Here is a 15255-nt window from a genome sequence, read left to right on the forward strand (position 1 = left end):
GGCAGCGCGGGAGGGCGTACCGTCACCAAACTGTCACTTTTTTGTCATATTATCCGGGCCAGGATGATGACGAGGAGGGGAAGATGGGACAGGTATTCATGCAGTTCTTGTGGCTGGGGTGCATCAGTTTTGGCGGGCCGGCCGCCCATATCGGCTATTTTCAGCGCACCTTTGTCCAGCGGCTGGGCTGGCTGAGCCAGGCGGAGTTCGCCCAGTTGCTGGCCCTGTGCCAACTGCTGCCGGGTCCGGCCTCCAGCCAGCTCGGCTTTGCCATCGGCCGCCACCGCGCCGGCATCAGCGGCGCCCTGGCCGCCTTCGTCGGCTTTACCCTCCCCTCCTTCCTGCTGTTGCTGGCGGCCGCCGTCGGTCTGGGTCAGCTTGCGGGCAGCCTCTGGCTGGACGCCGCCCTGCACGGCCTCAAGCTGCTGGCGCTCGTCGTGGTGGCGGATGCCGTGCTCACCATGAGCCGCCAGTTCTGCAAGACGGCACTGCAACAGGGGGTCATGGTGGCCACCGCCGCCGCCCTCTGGTGCGCCCCCGGGCTTCTGACCCAGGTCGCCATGCTGCTCGGCGCGGCCCTGCTCTGTGCCTTGCGCGAGCCGCACCCGGGGAGTCAGGGCCTCGCGTCCACTCCTGCTCGCCAGCCTCACTGGCCGACCCTGCTGCTGTTCGCCCTGCTGTTCGTCGGCCTGCCCCTGGTGGCGAGCGGCCCCGTCAGCCAGTTGCTGGCCGAGTTTTACCGGGCAGGCAGCCTGGTGTTTGGAGGTGGTCACGTGGTGCTGCCCCTGTTGCAGGAGAGCCTGGGTCACCACCTGAGCGAGCAGCAGTTCCTGACCGGCTACGGCCTGGCCCAGCTGGTACCCGGCCCCATGTTCACCCTGGCCACCTACCTGGGCGCCGTGCTGCTGCCCGCCACTCCCCTCATCGGAGCGCTGCTGGCGACCCTGGCGCTCTTCCTGCCGGGTTTCTTGCTGCTCTGGGCGCTGGGCCCCTGCTGGCAGCACTGGCTGGCCCGCCCCCGTCTGGCGGGGGCCGTGGCCGGTATCAACGCCGCCGTGGTGGGGCTGCTGCTGGCGGCCCTCTATCAGCCGGTGTGGCAGAGCGCCGTGCTCTCCCCCACCGATCTGGCGCTGGCCGCCGTCGGCTTCTACCTGCTGCGGGTGCCACGGCTCCCCGTGCTGCCCCTCGCCGCCCTGCTGACGGGGGCAGCCCTGTTGTTGGCCTGACGAACCCGCGACAAGTCAGGCAGCGCCCGCCGGGCTGTCGGTCGTGGATCTTCTCCCCGAAGGGAGGCAAAGAGAGCAAGATCCGTCAGGACAGCTCGGGCCCGTTGGCCGATAGTGGGCAGCACAGAGGAGAGACCATGGATCACAACCAGACAGAGGCCTACCGCCGACGCTTTCAAACGGTGACAGAGCACATCGAGCGCCATCTCGACGACGACCTGTCGCTGGAGCGGCTCAGCGCCGTGGCGCACTTTTCGCCCTTTCACTTTCATCGGCAATTTGCCGCTTACTGCGGCGTGCCGCTGGGGCGTTACATCCAGCTGCTGCGGCTGAAGCAGGCCTCTTACCGGTTGGCATTCGCGCCTCTGGACAAGGTGACTGATATCGCCCTCGATGCCGGCTTCCAGCATGGCGAATCTTTCAGTCGCGCCTTCAAGCAGACGTTCGGCCTGACGCCCAGCCAGTTCAGGCAGCACCCGGACTGGGCCAACTGGCATCGCTGCCTGCCACGGCCCCCCACAAAGAGGATTGACCCCATGCGAGTCGACATCATCCAGTTCCCGCAGACCGCCGTCGCCGCCCTGACCCATCAGGGCCTGCCCGAGCGCATCAACGACACCGCGGCGCGCTTCATCCAGTGGCGCAAGGCCACGGGCGGCTCCCCGGTCGCCACCAGCCGGACCTATGGTCTGGCGCCGGACGACCCCGCCACGACGGAGGGTGCGGCGTTTCGCTTTACCCTCTGTGGCAGCGTCGAGTCCCCCGTCGCCGAGGACAATGAATGGGGCGTGAAGAATGCCCTCATCCCGGCCGGGCGCTGCGCCGTGGTACGCCACCACGGCTCCCACGACCTCCTGGCCGACTGTGCCCGGGCGCTCTACCGCGACTGGCTGCCCGCCAGCGGCGAAGAGCTGCGGGATTTTCCGCTCTTCTTCCACTACCACAACTTTGTACACGAGGTGCCCACCCATGAGCTGGTCACCGACATCTACCTGCCGCTGGCATAGCCCGGCACCTGACAGGGGGAGATAAAAAAGCGGCGCCTCCGAAGGGAGGCGCCGCTGGTCGTGTCGGGGATCAGGCGTCGGGCTCGAAATCCAGGCTCAGGCTGTTGACGCAGTAGCGCTGGCCGGTCTCGGTCGGCCCGTCGGGGAAGACGTGGCCGAGGTGGGAGCCGCACTGGCTGCAGGTGATCTCCACCCGCTTCATGCCGTGGCTGTTGTCCTCGGTGTAGGTCACCGTCCCCTCGATGGCCCGGTCGAACGAGGGCCAGCCGCAGCCCGCGTCGAACTTGGCGCCTGAGTGGAACAGCACCTGCTTGCAGCAGACGCAGTGGTAATCGCCGCTCTTGCGGTTGTGCAGCAGTGCACCGCTGTAGGGACGCTCGGTCCCTTTCTCCCAGCAGACGTGGAACTGCTCTGCACTCAGCTTGTCGCGCCACTGTTCAGGGTTGTTACTGCTCATTCCGGCTCCTCACCACTGATAACGGTGCCCAGCATACCCAGTCAGGGCGCCTGGCTCTACCCCGCCAGCGGGAACTGTGATCCCGTTGGCAACACGGCGACAACATCCGCTGCCACCACCCCTTCACTCGCCAGCACCGCCGCCGGCAGGGCGACCCGCTCCAGCAGCTTGAGGGAGTGGGCACGCCCCACCGCCACCTGCCGCTTGATGTCGTCCGGCAGGAAGGGCAGGCCGTCGTTGGTGGCGGTGTCGATGGTCTGGATCCACTCCATGCCCTCCCCCGGCGGCGGCAGGCGGAACTGGATGTCATAGTCGCTGGCGTTGAACAGCACGTACCAGCGCTCCCCGGTGCAGCCGATCATGCCGATGTCCATGGCAAACGCCTGCCCCATGGGGGCGTGCCAGTCCTGATCGGTGAGCTGATGGCCGTCCGGGTGATACCAGTTCACCTGGTGGCAGCTGGTCGCCTTGCCGTTCCAGCCGTCGTCGCTCAGTTGCAGGTTGGAGAAGACCCCGGACTCCGCCCGCAGCGCCATCATCTGGCGGGTGAAGGCGAGCAGCCGTTCGTCCTCCGGGCGCAGTTGCCAGTTCACCCAGCTTATCTGGTTGTCCTGACAGTAGGCGTTGTTGTTGCCGAGCTGGCTGCGGCCCATCTCGTCCCCGGCCAGGAAGTGGGGCGTCCCCTGTGACAGCAGCAGGGTGGCGATGAGGTTGCGCTTCTGCTGCTGGCGCAGGTTGTTGATGCGCGGGTCCAGGGTCGGCCCCTCCACCCCGTGGTTGCTGGAGAGGTTGTTGCCGTGACCGTCTCGGTTGTCCTCGCCGTTGGCCTGGTTGTGGCGCTGGTTGTAGGAGACCAAATCCTCGAGGGTGAAGCCGTCGTGATAGCAGAGGTAGTTGACGCTGGTGTGGGGGGAGCGCCAGTTCTTCGGGAAGAGATCCCGCGAGCCCACCAGACGGGTGGCAAAATCCCCCATCTTGCCCGCATCCCCGCGCCAGAAGGCGCGCACCGTGTCGCGGTAACGATCGTTGATCTCCAGCCATTGGCTCGGAAACTGGCCGAGACGATAGCCGAAGGGGCCGATGTCCCAGGGTTCGGCGATGAGCCTGACCCGCGCCAGCACGGGATCCGCCATCATGGCCTTGAAGAAGGCGCTCATGGGATCGAACTCCCCCGCTTCCCGCGCCAGGGTGACCGCCAGATCGAAGCGGAAACCGTCCACCTGCATCTCGGTGACCCAGTAGCGCAGGGCATCGAGCACCAGTCGCAGGGTATTGGGGTGATCCAGATTGACGCTGTTGCCGCAGCCGGTGACGTTGGCGTGGCGATGGTAATCCGGACCGTGGGCCCCCGACTCGAAGGCGTAGTAGCCCGCGTTGTCAAACCCCTTGAGGGAGAGCATGGGGCCGTCGAAACCCGACTCCGCGGTGTGGTTGTAGACCACGTCCAGGATCACCTCGATCCCGGCCCGGTGCAGCTCGCGCACCATGGTCTTGAACTCGGTTACCGCCTCCTTCGCCGCGTAGCGCGGCTCGGGGGCGAAGAAGGCGATGGGGTTGTAGCCCCAGTAGTTGGTGAGCCCCAGCTGCTCGAGCCTGGGCTCGGACATGAAGGCCGCCACCGGCATCAGCTGCACCGAGGTGACCCCCAGCGACTGCAGGTGCTCGATCATCAGCGGGTGGCTGATGCCCAGATAGGTGCCCTGCAGCTCCTTGGGGATCCCGGGGTGCTGGCGGGTGAAACCCTTGACGTGGGTCTCGTAGAGCACGACCCGCTCGGGCGGGATGCCGGGCTTGCCGACCCCCTGCCAGTCGAAGGCATCGTCCACCACCACGGACTTGGCCACCATGGCCGCGCTGTCCCCCTGATAGAGGGCGTCGTCCCAGTAGGTAGGACGGCTCAGTGCCCTGGCATAGGGGTCGATCAGCAGCTTGTCCGGGTCGAACAACAGGCCGTCCTGGGGACTGCCATGGACCCGATAACCGTAGCGCTGACCGACCTTGACGCCGAGCACATGGCCGAACCAGTACTGGCCTCGCCGGCCGGGCAGGGCCAGCCGGGCCTGCTCCTGCTCCTGTTCGTCGAACAGGCAGAGCTCCACCTTGTCCGATTGCGGTGCCCAGACGCAGAAGTGGCAGCCCGTCTCGTCGAGCCGGGCGCCCAGCGGGTGATCCACCCCGTTTTCCATTGCGAACATCAAGACTCCTGTTTGATGAACAAGGTCGCGAGCGGCGGCAGATCCAGCACTATGCTGTGCGCCATGCCCTGCCAGGGCGTCGGCTCGGCGACGAAGACCAGACCCACATCATAGTTGCTGCCCCAGTAATGCTCGCTGTCGGTGTTGAGCACCACCCGATAGTGGCCGGCCGCCGGCACCCCGAGGCGATAGCCGACCCGAGGCACCGGGGTGAAGTTGCAGGCCACCATCAGGGGATGCGCCCCCAGCTTGTCCGCCCGTAGCCAGGCGAAGATGCTGTTGTCGGCGTCGTTGTGATCCAGCCAGCGGAAGCCGGTCTGTTCATAATCGGCCTGATACAAGGCAGCCTCGTGACGATAGAGGTGGTTGAGATCCCGGATCAGCCGCTGCTGGCCGCCGTGCTTGGGATACTGCAACAGGTGCCAGGGCAGCTGGGCGTCGTGGTTCCACTCGTTGCTCTGGGCGATCTCGGTACCCATGAAGTTCAGCTTCTTGCCGGGGTGGGCATACATGAAGCCCATGTAGGCGCGCAGGTTCGCGGCCTGCTGCCACTCGTCGCCGGGCATCTTGTAGAGCAGGGAGTGCTTGCCGTGGACCACCTCGTCGTGGGAGAGGGACAGGATGAAGTTCTCGTCATAGTGGTACACCATGGAGAAGGTCATGTCGTTGTGGTGGTAACGGCGGTGGATGGGCTCCTTCTGCATGTAGCTGAGGGTGTCGTGCATCCAGCCCATATTCCACTTGAAGCCAAAACCCAGGCCGCCGAGGAAGGTGGGACGGGAAACCCCGGCGAAGGCGGTGGACTCCTCGGCGATGGTCATGGCATGGGGGTACTTGCCGTACACCTCCTCGTTGGTCCACTTCAAGAGGCTGATCGCCTCGTAGTTGTGGTTGCCGCCATCGACGTTGGGCACCCACTCACCGGCGTTGCGGGAATAATCCAGATAGAGCATGGAGGCGACCGCATCCACCCGCAGGCCGTCGATGTGGAACTTGTCGAGCCAGAACAGGGCGCTGGCCACCAGGAACTGGCGCACGGTGTCGCGACCGAAGTCATAGATGTAGGAGTTCCAGTCCGGGTGCCAGCCACGGCGCGGATCTTCGTACTCGTAGAGCGGCGTGCCGTCGAAGCGGGCCAGGCCGTGGGCATCGGACGGGAAGTGGGCGGGCACCCAATCCAGAATCACGCCGATCCCCGCCTGGTGGCACTGATCCACGAAGTATTTGAAATCGTCGGCCGTGCCGTAGCGGCTGGTGGGGGAGAACATGCCCACCGGCTGGTAGCCCCAGGAGCCGCTGAAGGGATGCTCGGAGACTGGCAGCAGCTCGATGTGGGTGTACTCCATCTCCTTGATGTAATCCACCAGTTCCACCGCCAGCTCGCGCCAGCTCAGGCTGTCGCCGTTGGAGTGACGCTTCCAGGAACCCACGTGCAGCTCGTAGATGGAAAGGGGCTGCTCGCGCTTGTCATTGAGCTGACTCTCGCGCCAGTCGGCGTCCTGCCACTGGTACTGGCCGTGGTCATAGACCACGGAGGCGAACGAGGGGTACTGCTCGCAGTAGAAGCCCACCGGGTCGCTCTTGTGGGGCAGGCGATTGCCCGCCGGGTCCTTGAGTTCGAACTTGTAGCGATCCCCGGCCTTGAGCCCCGGCACGAACAGCACCCAGTGGCCGCACTGGCTGCGCTGCATGGGGTGACGGCGGCCATCCCAGAAGTTGAAATCGCCGATGAGGCTCACGGCGGTGGCGCTCGGCGCGTAGACGGCAAAGCGTACCCCTTCCACCTGCTGGCCGAGGTGCGTCACGGTGCGCAACTGGGCGCCGAGGGTGTGGTAGAGGTTTTCCGGTTGCCAGGTGAGTTCCGCCAGCCCCTCCCAGGCGGCAGCCTGGAACTGATAGGGATCGATGATGTCGGCACTGGCGTCGGCGTAGGTCGCGATGAGCTGGTAGGGGAAGGGATTCTTGCGGCGGGTGAAAACAGTTTCAAAGAGGCCCGCTTCGTCAGCGGCGGTCAGGGTGGCAACTATCTTGCCTGACTTGAGATCCCTGACCCGGACCTCGAGTGCATCGGGCAACCAGGCGGTGAGTTTCAGGCCTGGCCCATCCGGATTGGCCAGCAGTCCTAGATGGGAGAAGGGATCGGCACAGCGGGCGGCAACCAAACGTTCAACGGGCATCGACATTTCCTTTGATGGCTGAACATCCGCTTCGGCCGAAGCCGAAGCGGATGAAAGTGAGTCACATGTTGGCGTTCAAGGCTCAACGGCTGGCCTCGTCACGGGCCCGGCTCATCTTGCCCGCCAGATTCTTGAGCGCCTCGTCGGCGAAGATATCCTCCAGATCCCGGGAGAGCTTGCGACGCCAGTTGGGGTACTCGTAGCTGGTACCCGGCACGTTGACCGGCTTGTCCATCTCCAGCCAGTCTTCGAGCTGGGTGCTGAACAGGGCACAGCTGCCGCGGGACATGTGCAGTTGCAGACCGTGGTTGAGCTCGGTATTCATGCCGACCCAGTTCACGTCGTGACTGATATTGCCAGAGATGACCCCATGAGCATGCAGGCTGTCAAGGATCCGCTGCTTGGCCTGGTGGCGATCAGCATACAGGGTCTTGAGTACGTCTTCATCCGGGTACAGGCCCAGTTCACGTCCCAGCGCCAGATCGTCGCAGTGCCAGAAGCCTTTGAGGGTCGGCATGTCGTGGGTGGTCAGGGCGGACATCGCCTGCTCGGCGTAGTGGGCCGGGGAGATGAAGCCACCATCGTCCTTGGAGCGCTCGAAGAAGAACACCTTGTAGGAGTGGACGCCGTTCTCTTTCAGGGTCACGTCGATCCCCTCCGGCACGGTCCCCAGATCCTCGCCGATCAGCAGGCACTGGTTGCGATGAGACTCGAGGGCCAGGATCCCCAGCAGATCGTTCACAGGGTAATAGATGTAGGCCCCCTTGGCGGCCGACTCTCCGGGCGGCACCCACCACAGGCGCAGCAAGGCCATCACGTGGTCGATACGCAGGGCGCCGCAGGAGCGCATGTTGGCACGGAACAGATCCACCATGGGCTGGTAGGCGGCCTCGAACAGCTGGTTCGGGTTCATGGGGGGCAGGCCCCAGTTCTGGCCGAGGGGGCCGAGAATGTCGGGCGGTGCACCGACCGAGGCTTTCGGGCAGTAGAGATCCCGGTTTGCCCAGATCTCGGTGGAGCCTTCGGAGACGCCCACCGCCAGATCCCGGTAGATCCCCATCACCATGCCGGCGGCCTTGGCGCGGGCATCGGCCCGGGCCAACTGCTCGTCAGCCAGGAATTGCAGATAGAGATAGAAGGCCACATCCTGCTGGTGCTCGGCCATCCAGGCCGCCACTTCGGGGTTGTGGTAATCGCGCAGCGCCTCGGGCCAGACCGGCCAGCCCCAGGCATTCTCGCCCTTGGCATAGAAGTGGGCCTGAAGGGCGTCAAACGCTGCCTGCTGTTGCAGGCTGTCACCGCCGGCAGCCACGAAGGCATCGAACGCAGCCTGACGCTCGGCGCTGAAGCTGGCCTGGTCGAACACCTGGCGCAGCATCCCGATCTTGGTCTGGATGACGCCGGTGTAATCCACGTTGTCCTTGACCCGCAGGGAGGTGAGGTGCTGCTGGAAGGCCGGGCTCGCCACCTCCGCTTTCAGGCGATCGTTGCCCAGGAATTCGGGCACCGCTTCCACATCGATATAGGCGACGTTGAGCCAGCGGCGGGAAGAGGGGCTGTAGGGGCTGGCACTCTCCGGGTTCGCCGGATAGAGGGCATGAATGGGGTTGAGACCGACGAAGTGGGCTCCCCAGGCGGCTGCGTTCTCAACCAGCTGGCCGAGATCGCTGAAATCGCCGATGCCCCAGTTGTGGCGGCTGCGCAGGCAGTAGAGCTGGACGCTCGGGCCCCACACCTTGCGACCATTGGCGATGGGCGCCTGCTTGTAGCAGGACTTGGGGGCGACGATGAGACGCATCGTGGCCAGCGGCTCGTCATTGCCCTCTTCCAGCAGGATGAGCTGGTGATAACCCAGCGCAGGCTGCACATCCAGGGTGACGCGATAGGCCTGACACTCCATCTCGTCGAACTCGGCCACCCCGACCAGCTCACCCTCGATGGGAGTGAGTTGACCGGACAGCACTGCACCCTGCTCCTGCTGGAGCTGCCAGGTGAGGGCATCGTTGACGAATTCGATGGGGAGGCGAACCTCAAGAGTAACGGCGTCGCCGCTGCGTACCACCATCACGGGATCCAGCGCGCGCAGCCAGTGCTGGCGGTGCTCCTGCTCAAGCTGTTCGGACAGGGCGGCCTCGTCGTCGACGCGGTAGCCCATGGCGCCCAGCATGGCGGCCTTGCTCTCTTCCGATACCAGGGCCGGCTGGCCCCAGGCATCAACATACTCACTGGCAATGCCTTTGGCGGCAGCCAGCTGTTCAATCAGGGTGGTCATAGTTTGAGAATTCCCGCTGTGGATTCTGTCTACGCTATTTTGTGATTAATTTTTATGGTTGGTACTTGAACAGTGGCTCTTTGGCCATGCTGAACCGCGCACATTTTTACATATCTCCCCGGCTGGATGTGTGACCGGGCAGGCACTATTGTTGTTCTCTGCCACCGACTTTGCTGATGATGCATTCAACAAAAGTTGGTAGCCAGTTACATAAACCGAAAATAAATTTCACAGTTTTTCATGATATAGCGCAATTTCGCGCAGATTGTTGGTTGACTCGCGAGGGAGTTCTAGTAAATTTACAAACGGAATTTTCTTTGACTACTGAACAGTTAGGTAACCAATTATGACTATCAAAGTAGGTATTAACGGTTTTGGCCGTATCGGTCGTTTCGTTTTCCGTCTGGCCGCTGAGCGTGCTGACATCGAAGTGGTTGGTATCAACGACCTGATCGACGTTGACTACATGGCTTACATGCTGAAGTACGACTCCACTCACGGTCGCTTCAAGGGCACTGTTGAAGTCAAAGACGGCAACCTGATCGTCAACGGCAAAACCGTACGTGTTACCGCTGAACGTGACCCGGCCAACCTGAAATGGGGCGAAATCGGTGTTGACGTTGTTGCCGAAGCAACCGGTCTGTTCCTGACCGACGAAACCGCTCGCAAGCACATCGCTGCCGGTGCCAAGAAAGTCGTACTGACCGGTCCGTCCAAAGACGCTACCCCGATGTTCGTCATGGGCGTCAACCAGGATTCCTACGCTGGCCAGGACATCGTTTCCAACGCTTCCTGCACCACCAACTGCCTGGCCCCCATCGCCAAGGTTCTGAACGATACCTTCGGTATCGAATCCGGCCTGATGACCACCGTTCACGCTACCACTGCTACCCAGAAGACCGTTGATGGTCCGTCTGCCAAAGACTGGCGCGGTGGCCGCGGTGCGGCTCAGAACATCATCCCGTCCTCTACCGGTGCTGCCAAGGCTGTTGGCGTGGTCATCCCGGAACTGAATGGCAAGCTGACCGGCATGGCCTTCCGCGTGCCGACTCCGGACGTGTCCGTTGTTGACCTGACCGTCAACCTGAAGAAAGAAGCGTCCTACGCTGAAATCTGCCAGGCCATGAAGGCTGCCTCCGAAGGCGCCATGAAGGGCGTGCTGGGCTACACCGAAGACGAAGTGGTTTCCACCGACTTCCTGGGTGAGCGTCAGACTTCCGTGTTCGATGCCAAGGCTGGTATCCAGCTGAACAAGACCTTCGTGAAAGTCGTCTCCTGGTACGACAACGAAATGGGCTACTCCAGCAAGGTTCTGGACCTGATCGCTCACATCTCCAAGTAATTTGGGATGCGCAATCGCGTAGCTTGAAAAAAGGCGGCCAATGGCCGCCTTTTTGTATTCTGAATCACGGACCCTTTCTGAATGTCCCCGAGCACTGGAGCCTTTATGACACCGACACGTACGCTGACTGCCCACTGCACCCTGAGCCAGGATGGCCTGCCCCTGCTGACCATAGACAATGAGCACGCCAGGGCCGAGATAAGCCTGTTTGGCGCCCATGTGCTGCGTTACCAACGCCATGGTGAACCGGCCTCTCTCTGGCTCAGCGACAAGGCGATACTGGATGGCAGCAAGCCCATTCGCGGCGGCATTCCCCTCTGCTGGCCCTGGTTCGGCCCCTCCCCCGCTCGCGTTGGCAGCGGCAAGCCGGCTCATGGCTTCGCACGCAACTGCCTGTGGACGCTGGATGGGGTCTCCGATCACGGGGATGGCACACTCGTCCACCTCTCCCTGCGTGACAACGATGCCAGCAGGACGCTCTGGCCCCATGCCTTCGAGCTGGAGCTGGACGTACTGGTCGGCAAGGAGCTTTCCCTGGTGCTGACCACCCGCAACACCGGCAAGTCAGCGCTCACCTACAATGCCGCCCTGCACACCTACCTGCAGATCAGTGCGCCGGAAGCGGTAACCGTGACCGGCCTCGGCGAACCCTATCTGGACAAGCTGACCGGCCGCAACGAACTGCAACAGGGAGCGCTGACCGTCACCGCAGCCATGGATCGCATCTACCGCCAGCCCGATGCCATGGTCAGCGTGCAGGATGGTGAGCGCACCACCCGGGTGGTCAGCGGCAACCACGACAGCGTGGTGGTCTGGACCCCCTGGCAGGAAGGGGCCAGCGCCATGGCCGATATGAGTGACGACGGTTATCGCACCATGCTCTGTGTCGAGGCGGCCATCACCGCCGAGGACGGGATCACCGTCCCGCCCGACGAGGAGCACAGCTTCTCCACCGTCATCATCTGACGATACAGATGACGGATAAATAAAGAGGGCTCCCGCGGGAGCCCTCTTTGCATCTTGCCATCAGCGTCAGTCAGGCGTTGCCCTGGGTCTTGAGCTTGAGCTCGGCGGCGAAATCCAGCATGCGGTCGAGCGGGACAAGCGCTTTGAGACGCAGTGCCTCATCCACATGGATCTCGTGACGCTCGGCGCCGTCGGTCAGGGCCTCCTTGATGGCCACCAGGCCGTTCATCGCCATCCAGGGGCAGTGGGCGCAGCTGCGGCAGGTGGCACCATCGCCGCCGGTGGGCGCCTCCACCATCTCTTTCTCCGGGCAGGCCTGCTGCATCTTGTAGAAGATGCCGCGATCGGTCGCCACGATCAGTTTCTGCTGGGGCAGCTCTTTGGCGGCCTTGATGAGCTGGCTGGTAGAACCCACCGCATCCGCCAGTTCGATGACGGAGGCCGGGGACTCCGGGTGCACCAGCACGGCGGCATCCGGGTTCTGGGCCTTGAGCTCGCGCAGCGCCTTGGCCTTGAACTCGTCGTGCACGATGCAGTGACCCTGCCAGCGCAGCATCTCGGCCCCTGTCTTCTTCTCGATGTAGGCGCCGAGGTGTCTGTCCGGGCCCCAGATGATCTTGTGACCCTGACTGTCCAGATGTTCGACGATCTCCAGCGCAATGCTGGAGGTGACCACCCAGTCGGCCCGCGCTTTCACCGCTGCCGAGGTATTGGCATAGACCACCACGATGTGATCGGGGTGGGCATCGCAGAAGGCGGAGAACTGGTCGATGGGACAACCCAGATCAAGCGAGCACTCGGCCTCCAGCGTCGGCATCAGCACCCGCTTGTGGGGGCTCAGGATCTTGGAGGTCTCTCCCATAAAGCGCACACCGGCCACGATCAGGGTCTGGGCCGCATGGTCGCGACCGAAGCGGGCCATCTCCAGGGAGTCACCCACGAAGCCACCGGTGGCTTCTGCCAGGGCCTGGATCTCGGGATCCGTGTAGTAATGGGCAACCAGCACGGCCTGGCGCGCCTCGAGCAGCACCTTGATCTCGGCGATCAGGGTCGCCTTCTGCTCGGGAGTCAGGGGCTGTGGTTTGGCCGGGAAGGGGTAGTCCATCTCGACTACCGGCGGAATACTGCTCAGTGCATTGCTCATTGCGACTGTTCCATCAACGCTCGGGAAGGCCAAAATTATAACCAGAAGCCGTGCACAAACCCATCAACAAATCCAGTACAGTACAACTGTCAGGACCCGCTCCGACCATATCGTTGTCATTCTTGCCAAAAGGAGTTGTCGAATGAAACAACGTTCGCTCAAGACCAAGTTGTTGTTGCTCACGCTGGGACTTTTTCTCGCCAGTGGCGTCGCCATGACATGGATACAGTCCTCCTCGCTGAACGGCCTGCGCGATGACATCATGGCGCAGACCCGTGGCGCCCTGGAGCAGGAGGTTTCCCGTTCCCTGCAATTCCAGGCAGAGCGGTATGCCGTGCAGATCGAAGACCAGTTGCAGCAGGCCTATCAGATACCGCTCGGCATGGCGGCGCAGCTTGAAGGAAGCATGGCCCAGCCGGACCAGCGGCTGAGTCGCCCGCAAGTGGAGCTCCTACTTGGCAGCCGCCTGCACCAGGCAAACGGGATCAGCTCCATCTACGCCCAGTTCGAACCCAACGGTTACGACGAACAGGACGCCGACTGGCAGACGGGCGCCAGCCATTCGGTTGCCGGCAAGGGCAGTCTCGAGGTCTACTTCACCCGGGAACAGAACGGAAACATCGCGCAGCAGACCATAGATGCCGCCACCAGTGACGCCAAGTTCGACACCTCGCGCAATGAATTCGGCATTCGCAACAGCGAGTGGTATCTCTGCGGTCGCGAGACACGTCGCCCCTGCCTGATGGAACCCTACCTCTACGAGATAAGCCCTGGTCAGAAGATGCTGATGACCAGCCTGACGGTGCCCGTCCTCAAGGATGGCAAGTTTGCCGGGATCACCGGGGTCGACATGAACCTGCCCATCTTCCAGCAACTGGCCGAGCACCTTGGCAAGAGCCTCTATGACAACCAGGCCGAGGTCACCCTGGTCAGCAAGACGGGCTTCATCGTCGGCAGCAACCGCCATTCGGACAAACTGGGGCGCCCCCTGACAGAGGCCGGACTGGTTGCCCCGAATGGACACCCCGCCGATACCGACAGCGATTTCATCCTGCAGCAGCCCATACGGATCGAGGCTGCCGACAACCAGTGGTGGCTGATGATCAAGGTGCCCAAGGCCCTCGCCCTCAGCCAGGCCAACACCATCAGCCAGCAGCTCGGCAGCCTGTTGCAGGCGACCCAGCAGCAGCAGCTGATCGCCATCGTTGTCATCACCCTGGTGGCCCTGGGGCTGCTTGTCTGGTTCATCCAGACCATCACGGCGCCCCTCTCCCTCATCAGCCGCCACGTCTCCCACCTCGCCAGCAATGAGGGCGACCTGACCCAGCAGATGCGCATCGACACCCACCAGGAGCTCATCGAGCTTGGCAGGCATCTCAATGCCTTCCTCGGCAAGCTGAGGGCCATGGTGCAGGGCAGCAAGCAGATTGGGCAACAGGTGCATCAGCAGGCCAGGGGCATGAAACAGACGGCCGATGCCATGCGCAGCAGCCTGGATGATCAGAGCCTGGAGCTGGAGAGCGTGGTCAGCGCCATGCACGAGATGAGCACCACGGCAGTCAGCGTGGCGGGCTATGCGGAACAGGCGGCGCAGGAGTCGGAAGCGGCGACCCACCATGTCAGCACGGCCCAGCAGACCTTGAGCAGGGCCCGCAACGAGATCCATACCCTGGTTGAGGACATGCATCAGGCCGACAAGGCAGTCGCCCAGGTCGCCCAGCGCAGCACCAATATCAGCCACATCCTCGATGTGATCCGGGCCATTGCCGAACAGACCAACCTGCTGGCCCTCAACGCAGCCATCGAGGCGGCGCGGGCCGGCGACATGGGCAGGGGGTTTGCCGTCGTGGCGGACGAGGTGAGGGCGCTGGCCAACAAGACCCGCTCATCCACCGACGAGATAGGGCAGCTCATCGGCAGCCTGCAAACCGAGGTCACCAGTAGCCAGCAGTTGATGAGCACGGGGATCGCCCGCTCGGTGAGCACGGTTGAAGGCACGGAGCAGGCCTTCGAGGCACTCAATCAGGTGGTCACCCAGATCCAGCAGATCCATGATCACATCAGCCAGGTGGCGACCGCCGCCGAGCAGCAGAGTGCCGTGAGCGACACCATCAACCAGAACCTGATGCGCATCGGCGACGCCGCCACCACCCTGGGACAAGAGGCCAATGCCAGCCAGCGCCTGAGCGAGGCACTGGAACAGGCGGCCACCACCCTGGTAAGCGAGCTGGATCGACTGCGAACCTGATGGGAGACGGAAACGAAAAAGCCCGCATCGCTGCGGGCTTTTCTATATGGTGGTCGTTACTGGGCTCGAACCAGTGACCCCCTCCTTGTAAGGGAGGTGCTCTCCCAGCTGAGCTAAACGACCTGGGACAAGACTGAAATGATGGTGGGTCGTGCTGGATTCGAACCAGCGACCAATTGATTAAAAGTCAACTGCTCTACCGACTGAGCTAACGACCCATC

Annotated in this window: 10 protein-coding genes and 2 tRNA genes; 5 read left to right on the top strand and 7 right to left on the bottom strand. The window is 63.1% G+C overall.

The window, feature by feature from the left end:
- Nucleotides 1-83: 83 nt before the first annotated feature.
- Nucleotides 84-1226, top strand: a complete 1143-nt coding sequence (gene chrA, locus J9892_RS11975) for a chromate efflux transporter (RefSeq protein WP_210538379.1) — start codon at nucleotides 84-86, stop codon at nucleotides 1224-1226.
- Nucleotides 1227-1363: 137 nt separating this feature from the next.
- Entirely contained in the window at nucleotides 1364-2233 is an 870-nt protein-coding gene (locus tag J9892_RS11980; RefSeq protein WP_041214532.1) for an AraC family transcriptional regulator, read from the top strand.
- 70 nt (nucleotides 2234-2303) lie between these two features.
- Here the strand turns inward: J9892_RS11980 and msrB are convergent, their stop codons facing one another.
- The 4 genes from msrB to malQ form a co-directional block, all read right to left on the bottom strand.
- Nucleotides 2304-2690 (bottom strand): peptide-methionine (R)-S-oxide reductase MsrB, encoded by a 387-nt coding sequence (gene msrB, locus J9892_RS11985; protein WP_010672886.1) that lies wholly within the window; start codon nucleotides 2688-2690, stop codon nucleotides 2304-2306.
- A 56-nt stretch (nucleotides 2691-2746) separates the two neighbouring features.
- The gene (gene glgX / locus J9892_RS11990) at nucleotides 2747-4885 is read right to left on the bottom strand and encodes a glycogen debranching protein GlgX (RefSeq protein ID WP_210538380.1); all 2139 of its coding nucleotides are present in this window, start codon (nucleotides 4883-4885) and stop codon (nucleotides 2747-2749) included.
- Nucleotides 4885-7062, bottom strand: a complete 2178-nt coding sequence (gene glgB / locus J9892_RS11995; RefSeq protein WP_210538381.1) for a 1,4-alpha-glucan branching protein GlgB — start codon at nucleotides 7060-7062, stop codon at nucleotides 4885-4887. The genes glgX and glgB overlap by 1 nt, the downstream gene beginning before the upstream one ends.
- A gap of 82 nt (nucleotides 7063-7144) precedes the next feature.
- Nucleotides 7145-9334, bottom strand: coding sequence for a 4-alpha-glucanotransferase (malQ, locus tag J9892_RS12000; protein ID WP_210538382.1), 2190 nt, complete (start codon nucleotides 9332-9334; stop codon nucleotides 7145-7147).
- Between the two features lie 346 nt (nucleotides 9335-9680).
- Here malQ and gap point away from each other — a divergent pair, with 346 nt between their 5' ends.
- Both gap and J9892_RS12010 read left to right on the top strand, forming a co-directional pair.
- Nucleotides 9681-10676: a type I glyceraldehyde-3-phosphate dehydrogenase gene (gene gap, locus J9892_RS12005; protein ID WP_010672882.1), complete on the top strand. Its 996-nt coding sequence runs from the start codon at nucleotides 9681-9683 to the stop codon at nucleotides 10674-10676.
- 105 nt (nucleotides 10677-10781) lie between these two features.
- Nucleotides 10782-11642 (top strand): D-hexose-6-phosphate mutarotase, encoded by an 861-nt coding sequence (locus J9892_RS12010; protein ID WP_042864408.1) that lies wholly within the window; start codon nucleotides 10782-10784, stop codon nucleotides 11640-11642.
- Between the two features lie 70 nt (nucleotides 11643-11712).
- Here the strand turns inward: J9892_RS12010 and nadA are convergent, their stop codons facing one another.
- Nucleotides 11713-12786 (bottom strand): quinolinate synthase NadA, encoded by a 1074-nt coding sequence (nadA, locus tag J9892_RS12015; protein WP_052816503.1) that lies wholly within the window; start codon nucleotides 12784-12786, stop codon nucleotides 11713-11715.
- Between the two features lie 142 nt (nucleotides 12787-12928).
- Here nadA and J9892_RS12020 point away from each other — a divergent pair, with 142 nt between their 5' ends.
- The gene (locus J9892_RS12020; protein ID WP_210538383.1) at nucleotides 12929-15034 is read left to right on the top strand and encodes a methyl-accepting chemotaxis protein; all 2106 of its coding nucleotides are present in this window, start codon (nucleotides 12929-12931) and stop codon (nucleotides 15032-15034) included.
- Nucleotides 15035-15081: 47 nt separating this feature from the next.
- On the opposite strand, the gene J9892_RS12025 is transcribed toward J9892_RS12020, so the two are convergent.
- Nucleotides 15082-15157 (bottom strand) — tRNA-Val (locus tag J9892_RS12025).
- Nucleotides 15158-15176: 19 nt separating this feature from the next.
- Nucleotides 15177-15252 (bottom strand) — tRNA-Lys (locus tag J9892_RS12030).
- Nucleotides 15253-15255: the final 3 nt, after the last annotated feature.

Source organism: Aeromonas sp. Prich7-2 (assembly GCF_017939255.1).
GTDB lineage: Bacteria > Pseudomonadota > Gammaproteobacteria > Enterobacterales > Aeromonadaceae > Aeromonas > Aeromonas caviae.